At 68.3% G+C, this 21785-nt stretch carries 24 protein-coding genes; 4 read left to right on the forward strand and 20 right to left on the reverse strand.

Going from position 1 to position 21785, the window contains the following annotated elements:
• Positions 1 to 63: 63 nt before the first annotated feature.
• Positions 64 to 1608: a DUF4118 domain-containing protein gene (locus ACFTWF_RS37870; RefSeq protein ID WP_378466206.1), complete on the reverse strand. Its 1545-nt coding sequence runs from the start codon at positions 1606 to 1608 to the stop codon at positions 64 to 66.
• Between the two features lie 255 nt (positions 1609 to 1863).
• Between ACFTWF_RS37870 and ACFTWF_RS37875 the strand changes: the two genes are divergently transcribed.
• Entirely contained in the window at positions 1864 to 2097 is a 234-nt protein-coding gene (locus tag ACFTWF_RS37875) for a hypothetical protein (protein ID WP_185725890.1), read from the forward strand.
• Here ACFTWF_RS37875 and ACFTWF_RS37880 read toward each other — a convergent pair.
• From ACFTWF_RS37880 to ACFTWF_RS37915, 8 genes are all read right to left on the reverse strand, one after another.
• On the reverse strand, positions 2094 to 2693 hold the full coding sequence (locus tag ACFTWF_RS37880) for a hypothetical protein (RefSeq protein WP_378466207.1): 600 nt from the start codon (positions 2691 to 2693) through the stop codon (positions 2094 to 2096). The two genes, ACFTWF_RS37875 and ACFTWF_RS37880, sit on opposite strands and share 4 nt — an antisense overlap.
• Positions 2690 to 3352 (reverse strand): TetR/AcrR family transcriptional regulator, encoded by a 663-nt coding sequence (locus ACFTWF_RS37885; protein ID WP_378466208.1) that lies wholly within the window; start codon positions 3350 to 3352, stop codon positions 2690 to 2692. The genes ACFTWF_RS37880 and ACFTWF_RS37885 overlap by 4 nt, the downstream gene beginning before the upstream one ends.
• An 88-nt stretch (positions 3353 to 3440) precedes the next feature.
• Positions 3441 to 4583, reverse strand: coding sequence for an acyl-CoA dehydrogenase family protein (locus ACFTWF_RS37890; RefSeq protein WP_378466209.1), 1143 nt, complete (start codon positions 4581 to 4583; stop codon positions 3441 to 3443).
• A 12-nt stretch (positions 4584 to 4595) separates the two neighbouring features.
• Complete coding sequence (locus ACFTWF_RS37895) at positions 4596 to 5789, reverse strand: acyl-CoA dehydrogenase (protein ID WP_378466210.1); 1194 nt, start codon at positions 5787 to 5789, stop codon at positions 4596 to 4598.
• An 11-nt stretch (positions 5790 to 5800) separates the two neighbouring features.
• A complete protein-coding gene (locus ACFTWF_RS37900) occupies positions 5801 to 7480 on the reverse strand; it encodes a class I adenylate-forming enzyme family protein (RefSeq protein WP_378466211.1) in 1680 nt (559 codons plus the stop codon).
• Positions 7481 to 7506: 26 nt separating this feature from the next.
• Positions 7507 to 8241: an SDR family NAD(P)-dependent oxidoreductase gene (locus tag ACFTWF_RS37905; protein ID WP_378466212.1), complete on the reverse strand. Its 735-nt coding sequence runs from the start codon at positions 8239 to 8241 to the stop codon at positions 7507 to 7509.
• 27 nt (positions 8242 to 8268) lie between these two features.
• Positions 8269 to 9063, reverse strand: a complete 795-nt coding sequence (locus ACFTWF_RS37910; RefSeq protein WP_378466213.1) for an enoyl-CoA hydratase-related protein — start codon at positions 9061 to 9063, stop codon at positions 8269 to 8271.
• Between the two features lie 122 nt (positions 9064 to 9185).
• The gene (locus tag ACFTWF_RS37915; RefSeq protein ID WP_378466214.1) at positions 9186 to 10337 is read right to left on the reverse strand and encodes an acyl-CoA dehydrogenase family protein; all 1152 of its coding nucleotides are present in this window, start codon (positions 10335 to 10337) and stop codon (positions 9186 to 9188) included.
• Between the two features lie 150 nt (positions 10338 to 10487).
• Here ACFTWF_RS37915 and ACFTWF_RS37920 point away from each other — a divergent pair, with 150 nt between their 5' ends.
• Positions 10488 to 11438: a hypothetical protein gene (locus tag ACFTWF_RS37920; RefSeq protein ID WP_378466215.1), complete on the forward strand. Its 951-nt coding sequence runs from the start codon at positions 10488 to 10490 to the stop codon at positions 11436 to 11438.
• 126 nt (positions 11439 to 11564) lie between these two features.
• Positions 11565 to 12176, forward strand: coding sequence for a TetR/AcrR family transcriptional regulator (locus tag ACFTWF_RS37925; protein WP_005250938.1), 612 nt, complete (start codon positions 11565 to 11567; stop codon positions 12174 to 12176).
• 4 nt (positions 12177 to 12180) lie between these two features.
• On the opposite strand, the gene ACFTWF_RS37930 is transcribed toward ACFTWF_RS37925, so the two are convergent.
• The 7 genes from ACFTWF_RS37930 to ACFTWF_RS37960 all read right to left on the reverse strand — a co-directional run bounded on the left by ACFTWF_RS37930 (position 12181) and on the right by ACFTWF_RS37960 (position 17417).
• Entirely contained in the window at positions 12181 to 12744 is a 564-nt protein-coding gene (locus ACFTWF_RS37930; RefSeq protein ID WP_378466216.1) for a dihydrofolate reductase family protein, read from the reverse strand.
• Positions 12745 to 12905: 161 nt separating this feature from the next.
• On the reverse strand, positions 12906 to 14048 hold the full coding sequence (locus tag ACFTWF_RS37935) for an RNA polymerase sigma factor (RefSeq protein WP_378466217.1): 1143 nt from the start codon (positions 14046 to 14048) through the stop codon (positions 12906 to 12908).
• Positions 14049 to 14053: 5 nt separating this feature from the next.
• The gene (locus ACFTWF_RS37940) at positions 14054 to 14491 is read right to left on the reverse strand and encodes a YciI family protein (protein ID WP_185729833.1); all 438 of its coding nucleotides are present in this window, start codon (positions 14489 to 14491) and stop codon (positions 14054 to 14056) included.
• A gap of 134 nt (positions 14492 to 14625) precedes the next feature.
• Positions 14626 to 15201 carry a dihydrofolate reductase family protein gene (locus ACFTWF_RS37945; protein ID WP_378466218.1) on the reverse strand — a complete coding sequence of 192 codons (576 nt, stop codon included), beginning with the start codon at positions 15199 to 15201 and terminating at the stop codon, positions 14626 to 14628.
• A gap of 123 nt (positions 15202 to 15324) precedes the next feature.
• Positions 15325 to 16497, reverse strand: coding sequence for a cation:proton antiporter (locus tag ACFTWF_RS37950; protein WP_378466219.1), 1173 nt, complete (start codon positions 16495 to 16497; stop codon positions 15325 to 15327).
• Positions 16498 to 16506: 9 nt separating this feature from the next.
• Entirely contained in the window at positions 16507 to 16893 is a 387-nt protein-coding gene (locus ACFTWF_RS37955; RefSeq protein ID WP_378466281.1) for a hypothetical protein, read from the reverse strand.
• A 74-nt stretch (positions 16894 to 16967) separates the two neighbouring features.
• A complete protein-coding gene (locus ACFTWF_RS37960) occupies positions 16968 to 17417 on the reverse strand; it encodes an SRPBCC domain-containing protein (protein WP_378466220.1) in 450 nt (149 codons plus the stop codon).
• Positions 17418 to 17555: 138 nt separating this feature from the next.
• Between ACFTWF_RS37960 and ACFTWF_RS37965 the strand changes: the two genes are divergently transcribed.
• Positions 17556 to 17897 carry a YciI family protein gene (locus ACFTWF_RS37965; protein WP_378466221.1) on the forward strand — a complete coding sequence of 114 codons (342 nt, stop codon included), beginning with the start codon at positions 17556 to 17558 and terminating at the stop codon, positions 17895 to 17897.
• 35 nt (positions 17898 to 17932) lie between these two features.
• Here the strand turns inward: ACFTWF_RS37965 and ACFTWF_RS37970 are convergent, their stop codons facing one another.
• The 4 genes from ACFTWF_RS37970 to ACFTWF_RS37985 all read right to left on the reverse strand — a co-directional run bounded on the left by ACFTWF_RS37970 (position 17933) and on the right by ACFTWF_RS37985 (position 21720).
• Positions 17933 to 18565 (reverse strand): hypothetical protein, encoded by a 633-nt coding sequence (locus ACFTWF_RS37970; RefSeq protein WP_378466222.1) that lies wholly within the window; start codon positions 18563 to 18565, stop codon positions 17933 to 17935.
• Positions 18566 to 18652: 87 nt separating this feature from the next.
• Positions 18653 to 20140 (reverse strand): carboxylesterase/lipase family protein, encoded by a 1488-nt coding sequence (locus ACFTWF_RS37975; RefSeq protein WP_378466223.1) that lies wholly within the window; start codon positions 20138 to 20140, stop codon positions 18653 to 18655.
• Positions 20137 to 21069, reverse strand: a complete 933-nt coding sequence (locus ACFTWF_RS37980) for an alpha/beta hydrolase (RefSeq protein WP_378466224.1) — start codon at positions 21067 to 21069, stop codon at positions 20137 to 20139. The genes ACFTWF_RS37975 and ACFTWF_RS37980 overlap by 4 nt, the downstream gene beginning before the upstream one ends.
• 54 nt (positions 21070 to 21123) lie before the next feature.
• A complete protein-coding gene (locus ACFTWF_RS37985) occupies positions 21124 to 21720 on the reverse strand; it encodes a TetR/AcrR family transcriptional regulator (RefSeq protein WP_378466225.1) in 597 nt (198 codons plus the stop codon).
• Positions 21721 to 21785 lie beyond the last annotated feature (65 nt).

Raw genomic sequence — 21785 nt, forward strand, 5'->3', positions numbered from 1 at the left:
GTCGACCCGATCCTCCCTGCTACGCATTCCCGCTAGCAGGAAAACACCGCGAGTGCCCGTCGTTCAGTCGCCGGCGACCGGGATGGTGATGTCCAGCGTGGTGCCGTGGCCCGGCGGACTCGTGATCTGCAGGTGGCCGCCGAGGGCCTCGACGCGGTCCTGCAATCCGAGGAGCCCGGAGCCCGCGGCAGACGAGGCACCGCCGACGCCGTCGTCCCGGATCACGAGGTGCAACAGGGTGCCATCCTCCGTCCCCAGCGACACGGACACCTCGGAGGCTCGCGCGTGCTTGGCGGCATTGGTGAGCGCCTCGGCGACCACATAGTAGGCGGCCACCTCGACCGATTCCACGAAGCGGTCCTCGACAGCCATGTCGAGGGAAACGGGGACTGCCGAGCGACGTGCCAGCGTCCGCACCGCCGATCCGAGCCCGCCCTTCGACAGGATCGCCGGATGGATGCCGTGGGAGAGTTCGCGCAGATCCTCCGACACCCCCTTCAACCCCGAGGCGACGGCCGACAGCTGCTCCTTCACGTCCACCCACTCGGCAGGCACAGATGCTTGCGTCATCCGCACCTCGAGCCCCAACGACACCAGTCGCTGCTGAGCCCCGTCGTGCAGATCGCGTTCCAGGCGACGCCGGGCCTCGTCGGAGGCCGCGACGATCCTCGCGCGCGAGGCGAGCAGTTCGGCACGGGTCACCGCATTCGCGATCGCGGTCGCAACGAGATCGGCGAAGTCACCGAGTCGCGCCTCGGTGTCCGGTGGCAGCGGCTCGGCGCGGCGCGAACCGACGATCGCCGCACCCCACACCCGGGAGTCCACGACGATCGGGACTCCCACGATCGATCCGAAGCCCCCCTCGCGAATGCGGGTCGCGACTTCCCCACCGACATGTTCGTGGTCGTCGATCCTGGCGGCGCGGCCGGTGCGGAGAACGATCGCCCCGACGTCGTCGCCCTCCATCGGGATTCTCTCGCCGATGACGGACATCCCGGTGACCCCCGGCTCGTATCGAACGGCGACCAACGTCCCCGTTCCGTCCCCGTCGTTGCGAAGGAGCACCGCGTTGACCACGTGCAGCCAGAGCGCGAGTTCCTCCGCCACCGCTGTGAACACCTCCGGTGGGCTCACCCCACGCGCCGCCAGTGTCGCCACTCGGCGCAGTGCGGCCTGGTGCGCGGCGAGGATACCGAGTTCGTCGCGGCTCGCCTCGGCCTCGCGCCGGCGCAGGACCGCCTCGGCGGTCCGCAATCTGGCCTGACCGGCCATCAGGTTGGCCACCAGGGCGACGGGTAGGAAGACCAGGATGGCCACCCAGTCGCCGGGTTTGGTCGGAAGCAGGGACCCCGCCACCTGGAGGTGGAAGTAGACATAGACGACTGCGCTCACCAACGTCGTCATCACCGACAGCACGAATCCCCAGCGAGCCGAGACCACCAGGACTCCGAGCAGGAACACCGCACCGAAGGCGTTCTGCGGCGCGATCGTGTCGAGCTGATGCACCACAACGGTTTCCACGGTGATCACGGTGGCGGCGACCACCACGCCCAACCACAGCGGAGGAGTGGTCGGGCGCACCAGGAGAGCGATCAGACGCGCAGGCATCTCTCGCGCGTCCGCATCGAAAGCCCCGAACCGGGACGCCGCGTCGCGCCGCGACAGCGCTCCGATTGACCGCCCTGACCACTTTCGTGTCATCGTGCTTGCTCGGATCAGTCGTGGAGTTCTCGGACAGACCTCGATGTGCATCATATCGAGTGACCCTCCCCGTCTCGACGGCTTGCTCCCGTCGGTCGGCTGACACCGGCCGATGTCGCTACGCTGGACACAGGCCGATGCAGTAGACCTTGGGAGGACCCGGTGGTAGCCGTACAGATACAGGTGGGTGATCTGGTGCAGGCGTCCGGTCACGCCGGCCCCTGGCTGGTGGTCGAGATCAGCAAGGGCATGGCGTCGCTGCAGCATCCCGACGGACATCGACTCTCGGTCCGGACGACGACGCTCTCCGTGGTGCACAAGGCGACGAGCCCGGCGGGTGAGGTCCAGCCCCATCCCGACGAACAGCCGGGAGACGCGCCCACCCTCTTCGACTAGTCGAGGATCGTGGTGACCACGGCCGTGGTGGCGGGTGTCCGCGGGGTCGAACCGAACCCGAATCGAACGGGCGGATCCACCGGCCGCAGCGCTCCGAGGTCGTCACCCCGCCAGGAGGCGGACATACCGGACAGTCGCCGCTGATCGACGGCGCCGTAGAACTCGCGGCGACCGTTGCCTGCGGTGCCGCGGGTGCGCACACCCCGGAGCGCGACGCGGGCGATGGGGTCGCTGACCACACAGAACCACGGTGCGCCCGCGACGGCCCGCGGCAACAGATTCAGCAGACGCCCGAGCGTCGTGCGGGCGCCGACGTCGAACCGGACATGCAGATCGCCGGCGTCGACCGTCCGACCGTCGCCGGACCGCGTGTAGTGGACGGGCGTGATCACCGCCCGGTCGAAGGTGTACGTCGAGGTGACGAAATCGCGGACGGCGTCCGACGGGGCGAGGAGGACGCGGTGACCGTCGGCGAATTCGACCATCACGTCGCTGAACTCACCGAGCGGCGACCGCGACCAGTGCCCGACGACGATGCGGACCCCGGACCCGGTGCCGACGCCCGTGATCTCCCCCTCGAAGCGCCGGCGGGTCATCCGGTCAGGTGCCGGTACGCGGCGGCGCCCGGGTCGGCCAGCACGGTGCGGAGAACGAATCGTGTTTGCGCCGTGGCGTATTGGTCGACGGTGTAGCGGGACGCGAAGTGCCAGTGCTTGAGCGCCCACCCGTGCGCGAGCATCATCAGGTCGAACGTGGTGAGGTCGACGTCGAGGTCGCTCGCGACGCCCGACGCGATCGCCGCCTCGAGAGCGTCGTGGAGCGGCTTGGACGTCGCCACCTCGAGTTCCTTGATCTTCTCGCGCCCCTCCGGGTCGAGTGTCCGGCTCTCCCGGTAGGTCAGGACGACGGCGTCGAGATTCTCGTCGACGATCTCGACGTACCGCCGGAACCCGGCCACCAGTCGTTCGATGGGGTCGGTTCCCGCCGCGTCCATCGCCGGCTCGAGCTGGTCGCGGAAGGCGTCGAGAATGTCGACGATCGTGGCGAGGAGGATCTCCTCCTTGCCACCGAAGTACTTGTAGATCAGCCCGACACTCACCTCGGCCTCGTCAGCGAGAGCCTGCATGGACATCTGGTGAAAACCCGTCCGCTGCATCACGGTGACGGCGGCGTCGAGCACCTGACGCCGCCGCGAACTGACGCGGACGGCGCGGACCGCTTCGTCGAGAGGGAGGGCGGACGTGTCCTTCGCCATGACAGATGACCTTTCCTTGCCGGCAAATCTGCGGTGAATGGGTATTCACAGTAGCTCGCCCGGGACCGGAACCGCAGTCCGGCCCGGATCAGATACCGAGATCCTTCGCGACGATCGTCTTCATGATCTCGGTGGTGCCGCCGTAGATGGTCTGGATCCGCGCGTCGACGAACGCGCGTGCCACAGCGTACTCACGCATGTACCCGTACCCGCCGTGCAGTTGCAGGCACCGGTCGGCGACGCGGACCTGCAGTTCGGTGGTCCACCACTTGAGCCGCGCGGCCCGGGCCGGGGTCAGCTCGCCGCGGACGTGCTGCCGAATGCAGTCGTCGAGGTACGTCCTGGCCAGGTCGAGTTCCGTGGCGAGTTCCGCGAGAACGAACTGGGTGTTCTGGAAACCGGCGATCGGCTGCCCGAAGGCGCTGCGCTCCTTCACGTACTCCAGGGTCGTCTCGAGCACACCCTCGGCGGCCGAGACGGCGCCGACGGACAGCGAGAGGCGTTCCTGCGGCAGATTGTGGACGAGCTGATAGAAGCCCCGGCCCTCCTCACCGAGCAGGTTCGCCACCGGCACCCGCATGTCGGTGAACGTCAGTTCGCTCGTGTCCTGGGCGTGCAGTCCGATCTTCTCCAGGTTGCGCCCGCGGGAGAATCCGGGCGTGTCCGATTCGACGACCAGCAGCGACAATCCCTTGTGCTTGTCGGCCGACGTGCGGACGGCGACGACGAAGAGCGTGCCGTTCTGACCGTTGGAGATGAACGTCTTGCTACCGTTCACCACGTAGTGCTCGCCGTCGCGCACCGCGGTGGTGCGGATGCCGGTGAGGTCGCTGCCGGTGCCCGGCTCCGTCATCGCGATGCCGAGGATCGTCTCCCCGGTGACGGTCCCGGGTAGCCACCGCGCTTTCTGCTCCGGCGTCGTCATGTCCGTCAGGTACGGCAGCACCACGTCGTTCTGGAGTGAGAACGCGATGCCCGCGGCGGCGGCGCCCGCCCGGTTGACCTCGTCGACGACGATCGCGTTGTACCGGAAGTCCTCCACTCCGGGGCCGCCGTACTCTTCGGGAACCGAGAAGCCGAGCAGCCCCTGCTTCCCCGCTTCGGTGAACATCGCCGCGTCGAGGCAGCTGTCGTTCTCCCACTGCTCGTGGTGCGGAACGATCCGCTCGCGCACGAAGCTGCGGACACTGTCCCGGAACTGATGGTGCTCGGACTCGTAGTCGATGGTCATGGTGTTCGTCTCCTATCCGCGGAACGCGTTCTCACCGGTGAAGGCCTGGCCGAGCACCAGCTGATGCATCTCGGGTGTCCCCTCGTAGGTGAGGACCGATTCGAGATTGACCATGTGGCGAATGACGGGGAATTCCAGTGAGATTCCGTTGCCGCCCAGGATCGTGCGTGCTGTGCGGCAGATCTCGATGGCCTCACGCGTGTTGTTGAGTTTGCCGAAGCTGACCTGATCCGGCCGCAGCCCGACCGTGTCCTTGAGCCGGCCCAGGTGCAGCGACAGCAACTGCCCCTTGTGGAGTTCCACCGCCATGTCGGCCAACTTGGCCTGCGTGAGCTGGAATCCGCCGATGGGCCGCCCGAACTGGGCCCGGTCCTTCGAGTACTGCAGCGCCGCCTGCCACGCGGACCGCGCCGCCCCCATCGCGCCCCACACGATGCCGTACCGCGCCTCGGACAGACTGCTCAGCGGGGCCCGCACACCGCGGGCGCCGGGGAGCATCGCCGATTCGGGCAGCCGCACGTTGTCGAGCACCAGTTCGCTGGTGACCGAGGCGCGCAGCGACATCTTGTGCTTGATCAGCGGGGCGCTGAATCCGGGGGTGTCGGTCGGGACGACGAATCCGCGGATCCCGTCGTCGGTGCCCGCCCACACCACGGCGACGTCGGCGATGCTGCCGTTGGTGATCCACATCTTGCGTCCGTTGAGGATCCAGTCGGAGCCGTCCCGCTTGGCGCGGGTCGACATCGACGCGGGATCGGAGCCCGCGTCCGGTTCGGTGAGTCCGAAACAGCCGATGATCTCACCCGCCGCCATCCCGGGCAGCCATTGGTTCTTCTGTTCCTCGGATCCGTTGTTCCAGATCGAGAACATCGCCAGGGAGCCCTGGACGGACACCAGGGAACGGATCCCGGAGTCGCAGGCCTCGAGTTCGAGGCACGCCAATCCGTAGTGGACGGCCGAGGATCCGCCGCACCCGTAGCCCTCGAGGTGCATGCCGAGGACCCCGAGCTTCCCGAATTCCTTCGCCAGTTCCCGGGCCCCCGGCAGTTCGCCGGCCTCGAACCAGTCGGCGATGTGCGGGGTGACGTGTTCGGCGCAGAACTTCCGGACGGTGTCGCGCACGGCGAGTTCGTCGTCCGAGTACAGCGAATCGATGTCGAGCGGATCGACCGCACTGAACGGCCGGGGTTGTGCGTGCGTGGTCATGACGATGTCCTTTACGAGCCGATGGTCTGGGATCCGCGGGCACGCGGAACCACGAAGGCCCCGCTCTCGAATTCCCTGCGTGCGGTGTCGGTGGCCTTGTAGTGCAGCTTCTTTCCCGTCGCCGACACCGGGAGCGATTCGACGAAGCGGTAGGCGCGGGGCCGCTTGAACTGCGACAGCATCGGGTGGCTGCGGCAGAAGTCGTCCAGTTCGTCCGCGGACGGCACCGGCGCGGTGGTGACGACGTAGGCGACGACGACCTGACCCCACTTGTCGTCCGGAACACCGACCACCAGCGAATCGGTGACCGACGGGTGCCCGCCCAGCGCCTCCTCGATCTGCACCGGGTGCACGTTCTCGCCGCCGGACAGCAGCATGTCGTCCTTGCGGCCGACGATGGTCACGAACTCCTTCTCGTCCCAGGTGGCGAGGTCGCCGATGTGCAGCCAGCCGTCGCGGAACTTCTGCTTCTCCTGGTGCGGCGCATCGAAGTACGCGTTGGCCCCCTTCGGGGAGCGCACGATGACCTCCCCGATCTCGGAGCCGTCCTTGGCGACGGTCTCGTGGGCGTCGGCGAGGCGGTCGTCGAACAGTTTGACCACGGCGACGTCGTCGTCGATGCAGGCCCGCCCCGCTGTTCCGGCGTGCTCCGGCAGATCGGTGGGCCGCAGGAAGGTGTTCCAGAATCCTTCGGTGCTTCCGTAGCCGTTGAAGATGCGGGGATTGAGGACCTTCTGATAGTGCAGCGCGGCCTCCCGCTCGAGGGGAGCGCCCATGGTGACGATGCCCTTCAGACTGGACAGGTCCCGGGGCTTCTCCTCCTGAGCGCGCGCGAGCATGGCCAGGTTGGTCGGCGCGCCGATCAGGAACGTCAGCTCGTGCTCCTCGACGTAGTCGAGGGTGGTCCGGGCGTCGAAGCTCCGGAGCGGCACGAGCGACGCCCCGAGGTAGAACGTCGGATTCGGTCCGGCGCAGTACAGCCCGCCGCGGTGGAACCACGGGGTCATGTTCAGTGTCTTGTCTTCGGCCGACAGCGGGAAGTGCATGATCACGTCGTGTGCGCTGAAGATCTCGATCATGCTGTTGAGCGGGACCCCCTTGGGCATGCCGGTGGTTCCCGACGTGAACAGCCGCGTGGTCTCGTCCCACACGGTGCGCGTCACCTCCGGCGGCGACGCCGACTCGGCCACGAGTTCGTCGAACCGGATCACCTCGAACCCGTTTCCCTGCACGGGTTCTCCTGGACCGACGGCGACGACGAGGGCGGGCTTGTGCGCCGCACGCGCCAGCGCGTCCTGCACCATGGGCCCGATCTCGGTGTCGTAGACGAACACCGTGGGACGGTTGGCGTCGAGGATGAATGCCGTCTCGCCGGAGGCGAGCCGGAAGTTCATCGGGGATCCGACTGCGCCGCAGGCCTGCCCGGCCAGATAGAGCTGGGCGAACTCGGGGCCGTTGAACAACTGGTAGGCCACGACGGCGCCCGGCGTGACGCCGGCGCGGGCGAGCCCGGTGGCGAGCCGGTCCACGCGATCGCCGAGTGCGGCATAGGTCCAGCTCTCGCCGGTCGACGGGGACTGCATCGCGAGTCGATCGGCGTACCGGTGCGTGTTGCGCCGGAAGCCGTTCAGATAGGTGAAGTCGTGCTCGAAGTACTGACGATAGGCGTGGGCGTCGTATGCGTACGTCATGATGAGTCTCCCGTCCCGGTTCTCGGTCAGCCGGCCATGGTGAGGCCACCGCTGACGCTGATCACCTGGCCCGTGATGAACGATGCGGATTCTGACGTGAAGAACACGACCGGCGCCGCGACCTCTTCCGGCCGGGCGAGCCTGCGGAACGGAATGGCCTTGACCAGAGCCTCTTTGAGCTTCTCTGCCTGCGCCTGGAACAGCGGGGTGTCGGTGGGCCCGGGGCAGACACAGTTGACGTTGATCTGGTACCGGGCCATCTCACGCGCCAGCGACTTCGACAGCGCGATCACGCCGCCCTTCGCACCGGCGTAGATGCTCTCGCCCGCGCTGCCGACCCGGCCGGCGTCGCTCGCGAGGTTGACGACGCGGCCGCCGGTACCCGCCTCCACCATGCCGGGGAGGAACGCGCTGCACATGTGCACGGGTCCGAGGTAGTTGATCGCGACGACCTTCTCCGCGAATTCGGTGGTGGCGTTGAGGAACTGGTCGGTGCGATCCCACCCCGCCGCGTTGACGAGGACGTTCGGCACCCCCACCTCGGCCGTCACCCGATCGCGTAACGCGTCGACCTGACCGCGATCCGCGACGTCGACCGTCATCGGGAAGAGCCGGTCGGGCCGTTCGGCGGCCGTCTTCTCCGCGGCCTGGAGGTCGAGGTCGGCGACGACCACCCGGTCGCCCTGCTCCGCGAGTGCGAGCGCGATGGCCCGGCCGATGCCGGATCCCGCGCCGGTGACCACTGCGATGTTGTTGCTCATGGTTTTCCTCTTCCCGTGCGTTCGGACTCAGGCGTTCACGTACTTGCCGAACTCGGGCTTGCGCTTCTCCGCGAACGCGGCCGCACCCTCGAGGCCCTCGGGTGAGTGCGTGAACAGGTCCAGCGCCGACATCGCGAGATTGCTCAGTCCGGCCTGGTGGTCGGTGTCGGCGTTGAACGACTGCTTCAGGAAGCGCAGCGCGGTGGGGCTCTTCTCCGCGATCTCCGCGGCGACGGCCTTCGCCTCGTCGAGCAGGCGGTCGGCGGGAACCACCCAGTTGACCAGGCCCCAGCGTTCGGCGGTGACGGCGTCGTACTGACGGCAGAGGTACCAGATCTCGCGGGCGCGCTTCTCGCCGACGACGCGCGCCAGGAACGCGGAGCCGAATCCGGCGTCGAAGGAGCCCACCCGGGGACCGGCCTGGCCGAACTTAGCCGTCTCGGACGCGATGGTGAGGTCGCAGAGAACGTGGAGGACGTGGCCGCCGCCGACGGCGATACCGTTCACCGCCGCGATGACGGGCTTGGGGACGTCGCGGATCAGCTTGTGCAGGTTGCCGATCTCGAACATTCCGCTCTCGGTGGGCCCGTAGTCGCCGGTCTCCGCGCGCTGCTTCACGTCGCCGCCGGTGCAGAAGGCCTTCTCTCCCGCCCCGGTGAGGATGATCGCCTGCACCGCGTCGTCGGCCCACGCCGAGCGGAAGGCTTTGATCAACTCCTCGACCGTCTTGCCGCGGAAGGCGTTGTAGCGCGCCGGGCGGTTGATCGTGACGACCGCTGCCGGGCCGTCGACCTCGTAGGTGATGTCTTCGTAAACGGTCACGGTGATTCCTTTCTCGAAAGCCGGAAATGAGGGTCAGTTCAAAACTTATGAACTTCTATTCGGTACGAATGAACGTACATTCACCCGACGGGGTGTGTCAAGAGTCACCCCGCCCGCGGCGGCTACAGGAAGGCGCTGATTCCGGTCTCGGCGCGGCCGATCAGCAGCTTCTGGATCTGGCTCGTGCCCTCGTACAGCGTCATGACACGGGCGTCGCGCATGTACTTGGCCACGGGGTACTCGTCCACGTAGCCGTACCCGCCGAACAGCTGGATCGCATTGTTTGCCGCGCGGACCGCGGCCTCGCTGCAGAAGTACTTCGCCTTCGACGCGGCCGTGCCGAAGGGCTCACCGCGCTCGATCAGGTCGGCCGCCCGCCAGGTGAGGAGCCGACCGGCGTCGGCGTCGACCGACATGTCGGCGATCATGTCCTGCACGAGCTGGAACGATGCGAGCGGACGGTCGAACTGCGTGCGTTCGCGGGCGTAGTCCACGGCCGCCTCGAGGCAGCCCTGGATGATCCCCACACATCCGGCACCCACCGAGACGCGCCCCTTGTCCAGCGAGTGCATCGCGATCGAGAAGCCCTGCCCCTCGGATCCGAGCAGGCAACTCGCCGGCACGCGCACGTCGGTGAACGACAACTCGGCGGTCGCCTGCCCGCGGAGCCCCAGCTTCCCGTGGATCTCCCGGGATTCGAAGCCGGGCGTGTCCGTCGGCACCAGGAACGCCGAAACCCCCTTGGGCCCCGGACCTCCGGTGCGCGCGAACACCAGGCACACCTTCGCCCACGTGCCGTTGGTGATGAAGATCTTGGACCCGTTGATGACGTAGTCGTCGCCGCTGCGCACCGCCTTCGTTTTCAGGTTGCCGGGGTCGGACCCGTTGTCCGGCTCGGTGAGCCCGAAGCAGGCGAGCGCCTCCCCGGACGCGATGCGCGGAAGCCATTCGTGTTTCTGATCCTCGGTGCCGTGCGAAAGGATCACCTTGCCCACGAGACCCATCGACACCGACACGATGCCCCGGACGGCAGAGTCGGCCCGGCCGAGTTCCTCCATTCCGAGGCAGTACGTGATGTAGTCGCCGCCGAGTCCGCCGTACTCCTCCGGGATGGTCATTCCGAAGAACCCGATGTCGGCGAGTTTCGGGACGATCGACGTGTCCACCGATTCGGCGCGGTCCCACGCGGCGCGGTGCGGGACGACCTCCTTGTTCAGGAAGTCGCGGGCAAGCTGCCGGAACTCCTTCTGCTCCTCGGTCAGTGCCAGGTCCATGGTTGCTCCTCGATGCCGCGATGAATGTTCAATCACCATTTGTGAGCGATACCTCACTCAGAGTGAAGTTATATTCACTCTGGTGAAGGCGTCAACCCTCGATCCGCTCGGGCACTCGCCCGGTGCGCCGTCCCTGAGTACGCTCGACACATGCCGGTCACCTGGTCGGACGAGGTCGATGAGGTCCTGCGCGACGATCTGACCTGCGGGTTCGCGTACATCACGCCCGCAGGCGGCGCCGTGGTGACAGCGGTCGCGCCGCTGGGGCTGCGCGACCGCGAACGGGGAACGGTCGGCTTCACCACCTCGCTCGGCTTCGGCCGCAAGCTCGACCGCATCAAGGACGAGCCCCGGGTGGCGCTGGCCTATCACGCGCGCGAGCACGGCATCGGCGACGGCACCAACCGGCACTACGTGCTCGTACAGGGAGACGCGACGTTCGACCCGACCCCCGACCGGGAAGTCCTCGACGCCATCGGCGAGCGCCTGGTCCCGTACATGGGACAGCCGAGGCGGGGCCCGTTCTGGGACCGCTGGCTCAGCGCCTACTACACCGACCGGGTACCGGTGACGGTCGCGGTGACACGGATCGTCGCCTGGCCCGACCTGCGCATGAAAGGCAGGCCCGAGGTCTTCGGCGCACCGCTCCCGAGCGTCGAGGCGCCTCCCCAGGAGCCCCCGAAGAAGGGCACCGGCCCACGGGTGGATGCGACGAACGCCGGTGAGCGTGCCGGAAAGCTCCCGCACCGGCTGGTCGCCTACCGCCAGGCGGACGGTTATCCGGCGATCGCGCCGGTCGAGGTGAAGTCCGCGAGCAGCGACGGCGTGCGTCTGACCGTTCCCGTGGGGGTGCCCCAGGGCGGCCGCCGCGCCGGCCTGCTGGCCCACTCCTATCGCGCCAAGCTCATCGGACTCGAGTCGCGTCAGAACACCGGCTGGATCGAGGTGACGGGCACCGAGGCCCTGTACGCACCACACACCGAGTCCGGTTTCGCGGCGCCGCCGAACAAGACGATCATGCTGCTGGCCAACGGGTTCATGGCCCGGCGAGGGTTGGCGAAGGCCCGTAAAGAGGGCCGGGCCCAGGCCCTGGGCCGCTGATCCGGACGACGCCGCCGTCGTCACAGCCTCGTCGCGGTATCCTCACCTCAACCGAACCTTCGGTCGGCTCCCGTGGAAGACGGTGCACCGATGGGGTGAAGTTCTGCACCTGGAAGGATTGCGCGCATGACTACGGCACGCCCCGCACGGAAGACCGGATCGCCCGGACGTCCCGGATACGACCTCGACTCGCTGCTCGCGGTCGCCGTCAAGGTCTTCAACGACAAGGGTTACGACGGCACCAGCATGGAGGTGCTGGCCCAGCGACTGGGGATCACGAAGTCGTCGATCTACCACCACGTGTCCGGGAAGTCGGAACTGCTGGAACTGGCGCTGTCGCGCGCACTCAACGCCCTGTTCGCGGTCACCACCGAGGAGAAGGCGACCAGCGGCCGGTACATCGACCGTCTGGAATACCTCGTCCGTCGGAGTGTCGAGGTCCTGGCCGCCGAACTCCCCTACGTCACACTGCTGCTGCGCGTGCGCGGCAACACCGCCGTGGAGCGTCGCGCCCTCGCCCGCCGCCGCGAGTTCGACGCCTTCGTCAGCGACCTCGTGGTCGCGGCGGCGGAGGAGGGCGACCTGCGGCCCGGAATCGACCCCGCGCTCACCAGCCGACTCGTGTTCGGCACCGTCAACTCGCTGATCGAGTGGTACCGCCCCCGCACCGGCGGGACGGTCGCCGACCTCGCGGACGCCGTCGTCGAGCTTACATTCGACGGACTGCGCCGCACCTGACCGGTCAGGCCGGCTGGTGGCGGGCGCGCCGGTAGCGCTCGTAGATCACGCGCGAGCCGAAGGTCCTGGTCTCGAGCAGGTGAAGCCGAATGTCCTCGGTGACCGGCGGCAGGTAGGGCGTGCCGCCGCCGACGACGACCGGGTTGCGAAACATGCGCAGCTCATCGACGAGGCCGAGCTCGATCGCTGCCGCGGCGAGGCCGGCGCCGCCGATCGAGACGTCCTTGTCGGTCGCGGCGAGCGCCGCCGCGACCTCCTCTGCCACCGACGCCTCGGCGAGCCGGGCGTTGCCCTGAACGCGGTCGAGCGTGCGACTGAAGACGACCTTCGGGATAGCGCACCAGACGTCGGCGAACGCGTCCCCCAGCTCGTTGTCGCGTAACGACGGATCCGTCTCCCACGGCAGCATGGTCTCGTAAAGCCTACGGCCGCACAGATAGCCGCCGAGCTCCCGGGTCTGCGCGACGTGGAAACGAAACTGCTCGTCTTCCGGGACCGTCCACGCGAACCCGCCCGCCCGGTCGTTGATGAAGCCGTCCACCGAGACGCTCATCGAGTAGATCAGCATGACATCGAGCCCATCACACCGGAGCGACGGACGATAATCGCGCTGAAGTTCACCATTGAGCTCGATCGTACGGCCATTGCCGGGTCAGTATCGGCGGACCAGTTCGGGGTGACGTCCCATACGCCTCGGCCTTCAGACGAGGGCAGACGGGTAACGGTCGACTACGTCCGGTGGGTGTTGAGTCGGGCGGCTTGGCGGGTGAGGTGGTCGCGTTCGGGGAGGTTGGGTGCCTTACGCGCCGCCTCGGTGTACAGCCTTGCCGCCGTTGCGAAGTCGCCGTCGCGTTCATGGAGGTACGCCGCGACGGCCGCGTGGCGGGGCAGGGAGGAATCGAGCGCTGCGAGTTCGGCGAGACCGGCCCGAGGACCGTCGGCCTCGCCGACCGCGACGGCGCGGTTGAGACGGGCCACCGGACTGTCGGTGAGACGCACCAACTCGTCGTACCACTCGACGATCTGCACCCAGTCGGTCTCCTCCGCCTTCTGGGCGTCGGCGTGGAGCGCGGCGATGGCCGCCTGGGCCTGGAATTCCCCCAGCCGGTCCCGGGCGAGGGCTGCCTGGAGCACGTCGACCCCCTCGGCGATCAGGCGGGTATCCCACAGGCCGCGGTCCTGCTCGGCGAGTGGCACGAGCCTGCCGTCGGAGCCGGTTCGCGCCGGGCGCCGGGCGTGGTGGAGCAGCATCAGCGCGAGCAGACCCGCCACCTCCTCGTGCTCGGTCATGGCCGCCAATTGGCGGGTGAGGCGGATCGCCTCGACGGCCAGATCGACATCACCGGAGTAGCCCTCATTGAAGACGAGGTAGAGCACGCGCAGCACGGTGGCCACGTCGCCGTGCTGGTCGAAACGGACGCTCGAGACGGTCCGCTTGGCCCGGCTGATCCGCTGCGCCATCGTCGCCTCCGGCACGAGGTAGGCCTGCGCGATCTGCCGCGTGGTCAGGCCGCCGACGGCGCGCAGCGTCAGCGCGACCGCCGAGGCCGGGGTCAGGGACGGGTGCGCACACAGGAAGTACAGCTGGAGTGTGTCATCCGCCGCCTCGCCCTGGCCGGGCAGGGGCTCGGCGTCGACGAGCACCTCGCGGTTTCGGCGGGAGGTATCGGCGCGGGTGGCGTCGAGGAACCTGCGCCAGGCCACCGTGACCAGCCAGCCCTTGGGGTCCCTCGGTGGGTCGTCCGGCCACACTCGCACCGCCTCGACCAGGGCGTCCTGCACGGCGTCCTCGGCCGCCGCGAAATCGGCTCCGCGGCGGACGAGGATCCCGATCACGGTCGGGGTGAGGGACCGCAGCAGGGCATCGTCCATGTCCGTCACTCCGTGACGGTCGCGGTATCGCTTCTGTGGTCGTCGTGGCACCGGTCTGCGGCCAGGAACGGGCGCACCTCGAGCCACTCGTGGATGGGTTTGCCGCCCGCCCCCGGCGCGGCCGAGAGGTCGCCGGCCAGTTCGAGCGCCCGCTCGTAGCTGTCGACGTCGATCACCATCCAGCCGGCGATCAGGTCCTTGGTCTCCGCGAACGGGCCGTCGGTGACCGGCGGGCGTCCCTCGCCGTCGGACCGCACGAACGTCCCCTCCGGGGACAGCGCCTGCCCGTCGACGAACTCGCCGGTGCCCTCGAGCCGGGTGGCGAAGTCCTGCATGTACTGCACGTGCGCCGAGATCTCCTCCGGCGTCCACTGGTCCATCGGCACGTCGTTGACCGCCGCCGGGGCGCCTCGGTAGTGCTTGAGCAGCAAGTACTTGGCCATCGTGTTCTCCTCGATGCTGGTGCGACCCATTGTGGTCGCATTCACCTCGGGGACGGAGCCGGACACGGGTTCTCGACATCGCCGCCGAAGAATTTTCGGAGACGTGGTCACGGTTTGTTCACTCGTCGAACTGATCAATGGAGGGTGGGCCGGTAGATCAGCTCCTGGATGTGGTGGTCGAGCGTCCGGGTATCGACCAGTTCCAGGTCGAAGTCGGCCGCACCCCGGAAGATCGGGTCCAGCCCGGTCTGACCGGTGATGACCGGGAAGAGCGTCACCTGCACGTGGTCGACGAGGCCGGCGGCCATCAGCGCCCGGTTCATCGACAGGCTGCCGTGCGAGCGCAACGGCACCTCGGACTCCTCCTTGAGCCGGGCGACGACGTCGACGGCGTCACCGCTCACGACGGTCGCGTCGGGCCAGTCGAGGGGTCCTTCCAGCGTCGACGACACGACCGTCGCCGGCAGACTCCTCATCCGAGTAACCCATGGGTCACGCACCTCGGATTCCTCGGTGCTCGCGGCCAGCATCTCCGCAAACAGCCGATACGTCTTGGCCCCGAACACCATCCGCTGGTCCGGGCCGTACAAGTCGAGGCGGTGGTCGAGCAACTCGGGGCCCTGCTTACCCCAGTAGCCGGTCCAGTTGGCACTGGCGGCGCCGTACCCGTCGAGGCTGGAAAAGACGTCGAAGGTGTAGGTCGCGGTCATGTCGTTCTCCTCGAGTGCAGTTTCGATCGGTACGAGTACAGACTGGGAACCGCTCCAAGACTCATCGCCGACGGAGGGGCGGCCTGCCTCCCCTCGCTTCTGACCAGCGCACAGCCACGCTGATCACCGGTGCTCCGGTCCGTCCACCGCTCCTGCAGCGGAGGACGCGGCGAAGCCTTGGCGTGCCGCCATCGCGCCCGCGAATGTGGTGCTGCCGATGGTGACGAGGGCACCGAGGATCAGCGCCGAGGGCTCACCGGGCTGGAGGATGTGCGACTGCTCGCCGATGGTCGCCGCCGCGATCGGGACGCCCAGCTGAGCCGACGCCAATGCAGCGAGGGCCAGTGGCTGCCCGAGCAGCCGGATCGCGCAGTGAACGGCCACGGCGGCGAGTCCGAGCGCGATGCCGAGCAGGATCAGCGAAGGATGCGCACGGAGGTCACGCAGGTTCAGCGAGGCGCCCAGCCATACGAAGAACAGTGGACCGAGGAATCCTTCGGTAATCGAGAACAGCTGTTTGGCCAGGCGCCGCGGCTCACCCACGCCCGCGACGGCCAGCCCGAGCGCGAAGCCGGCAAGCATGATCGAGACGTGAGTGTGCACGGCCAACGCTGCGAGCGCGAACAGCACGCTGAGGTTGATCCGCAGTTCCAGCGCGAAGCGGCGGTCCTTCGATTCCTGGTGCAGACTGAGCAGCCAGCCGCGGCCGTCTGCAAACTTCAGGAACGCGTAGAACAGTGCCGCCGACGCCGCCACCGCGACAGCACCGATCGCCGCGCGTGGGGCCTGGGCAGGGTTGATCACGAGCGGTAGAGCGATGATGCACGCGGTGTCCGCGACCGCGACCTGCGCCATCGTCTGGACTACCGGTGTGCCCTCCAGCCGCAACGAGTCGATCAGCGGTAGCACCAGCGCCGCCGACGACGACGCGATGAGCACCGCGTACAGGGCCGCATGGCCGGTGCCGAATGCCCGGGCGATCCCGAACCCGGCTGCCGCCGCGAGGACCCCGACGATTGCCGCCCGCGCGGCGCCCGTCGCGAGAGCGGGCCGGATCGTCGCGTCGCGAACGGGCACATGGGTGCCGGCGACGAACATGATCAACGCGAATCCGATGTCCGCAAGAAAGGTGAAGGTGGGATCTTCCGGGTGGATCAAGCGGATACCCGTCGTGCCCACGAGAATCCCGACGAGCAACTCGCCGAGCATCACCGGCAGGTGCCACTCCCGCCGAAGCGCCAGCAAGGGACCGGCCAGGGCGGCTGCCGAGATCAGGGCGAGGGTCTCGAACGACATCCGTGGATCTCAGCTCGCCGGCGGCAAGCTCGTCAGCCGACACGGGATCTGTGTGTTCTCATCGGTGTGGTAGCTCGCGCACACACGGTGATAGCCGTCTGCCACTTCGAGGGCCGTGCCCGCCTCCAGATCGCCGCGCACGAGCAGGATGGGCGAAAGGGGTGTGCCGTCTTCGATCTTCCGCAGGTCGGCGGCCACATGCGCGTTGTCCGGAGGCAGCAGACGCAGCCGCGACGCGCGCAGGATGTCCTTGGCCTTGTGGAGCGTGACCGGAGCCGTCCTCAGTCCCGCGACGATTCGTTCGACGGTCTCCCGGGACGTGAGTAGATCCAGGTACGCGGCAGCGGCCGGGTAATCGTGTTCCTCGGGCGCCTCGCGCCACCGCACTTTCGGCATGCGCATATTGTCCCCTCGCCGGGGCGCCGATCTCAGCGTTACGGCCGAGGTCGGCGGTTGCCCTTGCCATCAGATCAGGACGATTGCTCGACGTATGCAGCCAGGTTGGCCAGCGAGGACGAGATCCCCGCCTCGTGCGCGGATTGCTCGATGCCCGGCGGCACGTTGGTCGCGCTCACGACGACCTCGGTGCCACGAGGGACCGGGGTGAGCTCCCATGTCATCGTCATCGTGCCGGCGAATGCGGCGTCGTCGGCCACGAACACGGCTCGTTGAACCACGCGCTCGCCGGGCGTCAGCTCGGCGAACTCGCCCTCGACCACATCCTCGGCATCGGTGGTCTTGCCTGGTGAGTCGGTCGGATCGAGGTAGGTCAGCACCATCCGGAAGCCGCCGCCCGGCCGCGGGTCGAAGCGTTCGAGTCGCCCCCTCATGCCTTCCGGTGGCAGCCACTGCTCGAGCGCCTCGGCGTCGACGAGCGCGGCGTAGACAGCGGCGGGCGGGGCGGCGACGGTCCTGCTCACGCGGTCGATCCGTTCCATCCCATGAGCGTAGCGACAACCACAACCGGTCGTGGGTGATGCGCGGTGCGCGCGCATGGGTGAGGATGGGTCGATCGCTGCGGCGCGGACAAGCTGTGGCGCGGAGAAGGAGTCGACGCGATGACGAAGTACCTGATTTCGTTCCCGAGTGGCGCCATGGTCATTCCCGAAGAAGGTTTGCAGGCGGTATCGGATGCGTCGCACGCGGTCGTGCAAGAGGCGAAGGACGCCGGCGTGTGGGTGTTCGGGGGCGGCATCGACGAGAGCGTTCCGCCTGTCATGGTCGACGGTGACGGGGCCGTGACCGAGGGCACGTACCCGCAGACGAGTCAACTGGAGGGTGGTTACGCGGTGCTGGAGTTGCCCTCCCGCGAGGCTGCGTTGACGTGGGCCGCGAAGTTCGCGGCTGCCTGCCGATGCGCGCAGGAGGTGCGTGCGTTCCACTACGATCCCGCCAGCTGACGGGTCTGGCATCGATCGCCTCGATGGCGCACGGCCTATCGGTGTGCGGTTCCGGGCGCCGTGGTCCGAGCGTCAGCTTTCCGAACGGGTCGGCGTCCACGGCCGAGCACCCAGCCGGCGTAACCGATGAACACGACCCCGCCACAGGCACCGGCCGCCGCGCTGGGCGCCAGGTCGGTGGCAAGCCCGAGACCGGCGGCGGCAACGGCCGCAACCGCGACCGCGACACCGGCACGAGCAAGGGCCCGAGCGTGAAATACCTTGCCCAGCGGAACGAAGTGGACACCGACGACGAACAGCGTCCAGGCCGCGTCGTAGGCCTGATGTCCGACCGCGGCGAGGAGCAGGTTGCCGCCCACGATCAGCGCGACCTCCACCGCCACCGTGCCCCAGTAGCGGCGGCGGACCCGAGGGTCCGCCATCGCCGAGCCGGTAGTCGTCAGCCTGCGCACCACCAGCACCATCACCAGCGCGATCAGGAGGACCGCCGAGATCACCTGACCGGCAACCAGATACGGGGTCCACGATGCCGGCGGGTTCTCCTGGGCCCAGCCGAACCAGGCGATCCCCGCAAGCGCCAGCACCGCCGCGCCGATCACCTCGCCGCGATCCCAGAGTCGCGCCATCGGCGGCGAAGCGCCGGCTATTCCTGTCGAGGCGGAAGCCATGACCCTCCCAGCAGTGTGTGTCGCGGTGTCGCCGTCACCGTAACCGTGCTCGCGCATTCGTCACAGCTCCAGAGACGGATTCGGGTGCTAGGCGTCCGTGGAACGTTCGGTGTTCGGGAGGTTCTCGGCGCCGGTGTCGATGGGGGCGGTGTCCTCACCAAGGTGCGGATCGGCATCGAACATCATGGCTTCCCTGCTGTCGCCGTAGCTGGGCCAGCCCGGAGTGCCGTGGGTTGCGAAGTCGATCCAGGTCTTGTGCATCGCGTCGGTGAGGGTGTCCGGTGCGGCGTCGCCGATGAGACCGCGGCAGGCGTCGGTGGTGTCGAAGACGAAGGGGACGTCGAGGCCGTGTGCGGCGCCGTGGTGGGGTGCCTGCCACGCGAATTCGTAGACGTAGCTGGTGCCCGGGTGGCGCAGCGCGGTGCGCCGGCTCGGCGACCGGAACAGCAGGTCCGTGTAGGCGGAGGTGAGGGCGTCCGCGGCGGTGACCTCGGGGTCGCGGAGACCGTGACGGTCGAGGAGCGCCTCGGCGCCGGGATACGTAGCAGCGAGCTCGGCGACGGCACGGTGCGCGTCGAAGCCGGCGAACTCCTCGGCACCGAGACCGAGGTTCGCTTCCTCGCGTGTGGTGCCGATCAGCAGGGCGATGTCCGGGGAGTGTGTGCTCGGGACTCCGATCGGGGCGGGCAGGACGTCGTCGCCGGTGGTGGGGAGGAACAGCGCGCGGCGGTGTCCCTGGTCGACACCGTTATCGTCGCGCAGGTCCGGGCGGGGCTCGGTTCTGAGCAGGGCTGCCTGGGCCCGGAACATCGCGGATTCCGGCATCGCCCGGAACGCCTCTGCCGTGGCGGGAATCGCGAGCCGCCGGGCGAGTGCCTGCGTGAGCTTCTCGGTGAGCGCGAGCGGGCGCGCCATCTCGTCGTGCCCGCTCTGGACGATGGCTCGTCGGAACAGGCCGGAGGCTTTCGGGGAGTGCAGCAGGAACGCGACCGAGGTGCCGCCGGCGGATTCTCCGAAGACGGTGACGTTGTCGGGGTTCCCGCCGAATCCCGCGATGTTGTCTTGGACCCACCGCAGTGCTGCGATCTGGTCGCGCAGCCCGACGTTCGTGCTTCCACCGGACGGGGCGAGAAAGCCCTCCGCGCCGAGTCGGTAGTTGACGGTGACCAGGATGACGCCGTCGCGGGCGAACGCGGCCCCGTCGAAGGCGGGGGCACTACTCGAGCCGATCATGAACCCACCGCCGTGGAGGTAGACCATCACCGGCAGCCCACTGGTGCCGGGGTCGGGCGTCCAGACGTTGAGGTTGAGGTAGTGGCCGTCGCCGACGACCCATCCGGGCCCGGTCAGGGGCGCCAGATGCGAATGGGCGGGGTGCAATCCCGGTTGCGGTGCGGTGGCACCGTACTCGGTGGCGTCCCGGGTGCCTTCCCACCGCTCGGCGGGTTGCGGGGGTGCGAAGCGTAGGTCGCCCGCAGGAGCGGCGGCATACGGCACTCCGAGGAAGCGGGCACCCCCGTCGGTGCGGGCACCGGAGATCTTCCCGGCGCCTGTGCTGAGGGTGGGAACGGTCATGAGAGGCCTTTCGCGGGCAGGGGGTTCGGCCGGCCGTTGAGCCACGACTCGATGTCGTCGAGCGCCGCCCGTGCCATCGGGGTCGGGTGGGCGGTGAATCCGTGGGGCGACTCCGGGTAGATGCGGAGATCGACGTCGACACCGGATGCCGACAGTCGTGCGGCCATGGCGAGGTTGTCCTGCAGCAGGATGTCGGTGTCTCCGACCACCATCAGGACCGGAGGCAGGCCGGCGAGGTCGGCATAGATCGGGGAAAAGTCGGGATGAGTGCGGTCCGACGCCGTGCCCGCGTAGGCGTCGAGAAAGTACTCGGCGGCGATCAGGCGTCCGGCCGGTGTCCGAGTGCTGAGGTCGTACGTTCCGAACTGCAGCACAGCGGAATCGACGGCGGCGACCCCCCGATCGCGCAGGCGCAGAAGCGTGGTCATGGCGAGCGTGGCGCCGGCCGAGAAGCCGCTGATGGAGATCTTCGTCGTTCCGAAGCGGTCCTCGGCGTGCTCGGCGAGCCAGAGCGCCGCGGTTTCGCAGTCATCGGGTGCGGCCGGCCACGGGTGTTCGGGCGCGAGCCGGTAGTCGACGCTCACGACGGCAACGCCGAGTGCGTTCGCGAGTCGGCGGTTGCGGACGTCGCTGCCGGCGGCCGATCCCATGTAGAAGCCGCCGCCGTGGATCTCCATGACGACACCCGTCGCCGTTCCGCCCGTGGGGGTGTGAATTCGCAGCGGGACTCGACGACCCTCGATGACGGCGACCTCTTCGACAGCCGGCGGGTTCGACTGGGCGGGGCCGACGGCATCGGCTCGCACTGCGCGCAATTCCTCCCAGCTGCCGGGACCCCGGCCGGCCACGCGCTGGGCGTAGAACGCGCGGGATTCGTCGACGAGAGGCAGTAGACGCGGGTCGATCAGGTGGGTCAGTCCGAATTTCATCGAGGCTCACAGTACGGGCCGGGCCGGCACGAGGAACTGCCCCACCATCGCCGATCAGGACCGGTGCCGGTCGCCTTCCCGGATGCCGACGGCGAGCACGGGCTTGTCTTTGTCGTCGGCATCCGGCCCGTTGAAGTGTTCCCACATGGCATCGACCATCGGCTGCAGGAACAGCTGCCCCACCTGCCGGACCATCAGCTCGATGACCTGACTGGATTCCTGCCGGCCCTTGGACGCGACACCCGCGTCGCGCAACGCCGCGATCTCCTGGTGGGTGAGGGTGGTGAGTTTCTCGAGCAGCGGGCTTCGGTGGCCGCCGGGTTCGAGCAGTGCCCGGCGCATGTAGTTCACGACCTCGGGGTGCGACGCGAGCATCTCGCTCACCGCCGCATTGCGGGCCACCGCGATCGCCTGGGGCGTGCCCTGGTGGGGAACCTGCGCGATCGCTTGCGCGAAGTAGTCGACGACGAGGTCGTCGACGGCGTCGCGTATGCCGTCCTTCGTCCCGAAGTGGTGGACCAGGAGGCCGACGGTGACGCCCGCCGCCTTCGCGATTGCCCGCATCGACGTGCCGTCTTCACCGTGGGCTGCGTAGAGGTCGAGTGCGGTGTTGCGGATGCGCGCCTTACCGGTCAGATCGTTCGGATTCATCGGCGGTGTGTGTCCTGGCTCCATCTGTTTCCTCGTTTCTCGCGGAATCATATCCATCCGACCCT

It is taken from the genome of Rhodococcus sp. NPDC056960 (assembly GCF_042674125.1).
GTDB lineage: Bacteria > Actinomycetota > Actinomycetes > Mycobacteriales > Mycobacteriaceae > Rhodococcus_F.

Coding starts and splice junctions, on each gene's coding strand:
- ACFTWF_RS37870 (WP_378466206.1), bottom strand. CDS start 1,608: ATGCCTGCGCGTCTGATCGCTCTCCTGGTGCGCCCGACCACTCCTCCG.
- ACFTWF_RS37880 (WP_378466207.1), bottom strand. CDS start 2,693: ATGACCCGCCGGCGCTTCGAGGGGGAGATCACGGGCGTCGGCACCGGG.
- ACFTWF_RS37885 (WP_378466208.1), bottom strand. CDS start 3,352: ATGGCGAAGGACACGTCCGCCCTCCCTCTCGACGAAGCGGTCCGCGCC.
- ACFTWF_RS37890 (WP_378466209.1), bottom strand. CDS start 4,583: ATGACCATCGACTACGAGTCCGAGCACCATCAGTTCCGGGACAGTGTC.
- ACFTWF_RS37895 (WP_378466210.1), bottom strand. CDS start 5,789: ATGACCACGCACGCACAACCCCGGCCGTTCAGTGCGGTCGATCCGCTC.
- ACFTWF_RS37900 (WP_378466211.1), bottom strand. CDS start 7,480: ATGACGTACGCATACGACGCCCACGCCTATCGTCAGTACTTCGAGCAC.
- ACFTWF_RS37905 (WP_378466212.1), bottom strand. CDS start 8,241: ATGAGCAACAACATCGCAGTGGTCACCGGCGCGGGATCCGGCATCGGC.
- ACFTWF_RS37915 (WP_378466214.1), bottom strand. CDS start 10,337: ATGGACCTGGCACTGACCGAGGAGCAGAAGGAGTTCCGGCAGCTTGCC.
- ACFTWF_RS37920 (WP_378466215.1), top strand. CDS start 10,488: ATGCCGGTCACCTGGTCGGACGAGGTCGATGAGGTCCTGCGCGACGAT.
- ACFTWF_RS37925 (WP_005250938.1), top strand. CDS start 11,565: ATGACTACGGCACGCCCCGCACGGAAGACCGGATCGCCCGGACGTCCC.
- ACFTWF_RS37930 (WP_378466216.1), bottom strand. CDS start 12,744: ATGCTGATCTACTCGATGAGCGTCTCGGTGGACGGCTTCATCAACGAC.
- ACFTWF_RS37935 (WP_378466217.1), bottom strand. CDS start 14,048: ATGGACGATGCCCTGCTGCGGTCCCTCACCCCGACCGTGATCGGGATC.
- ACFTWF_RS37940 (WP_185729833.1), bottom strand. CDS start 14,491: ATGGCCAAGTACTTGCTGCTCAAGCACTACCGAGGCGCCCCGGCGGCG.
- ACFTWF_RS37945 (WP_378466218.1), bottom strand. CDS start 15,201: ATGACCGCGACCTACACCTTCGACGTCTTTTCCAGCCTCGACGGGTAC.
- ACFTWF_RS37950 (WP_378466219.1), bottom strand. CDS start 16,497: ATGTCGTTCGAGACCCTCGCCCTGATCTCGGCAGCCGCCCTGGCCGGT.
- ACFTWF_RS37955 (WP_378466281.1), bottom strand. CDS start 16,893: ATGCCGAAAGTGCGGTGGCGCGAGGCGCCCGAGGAACACGATTACCCG.
- ACFTWF_RS37965 (WP_378466221.1), top strand. CDS start 17,556: ATGACGAAGTACCTGATTTCGTTCCCGAGTGGCGCCATGGTCATTCCC.
- ACFTWF_RS37970 (WP_378466222.1), bottom strand. CDS start 18,565: ATGGCTTCCGCCTCGACAGGAATAGCCGGCGCTTCGCCGCCGATGGCG.
- ACFTWF_RS37975 (WP_378466223.1), bottom strand. CDS start 20,140: ATGACCGTTCCCACCCTCAGCACAGGCGCCGGGAAGATCTCCGGTGCC.
- ACFTWF_RS37980 (WP_378466224.1), bottom strand. CDS start 21,069: ATGAAATTCGGACTGACCCACCTGATCGACCCGCGTCTACTGCCTCTC.
- ACFTWF_RS37985 (WP_378466225.1), bottom strand. CDS start 21,720: ATGAATCCGAACGATCTGACCGGTAAGGCGCGCATCCGCAACACCGCA.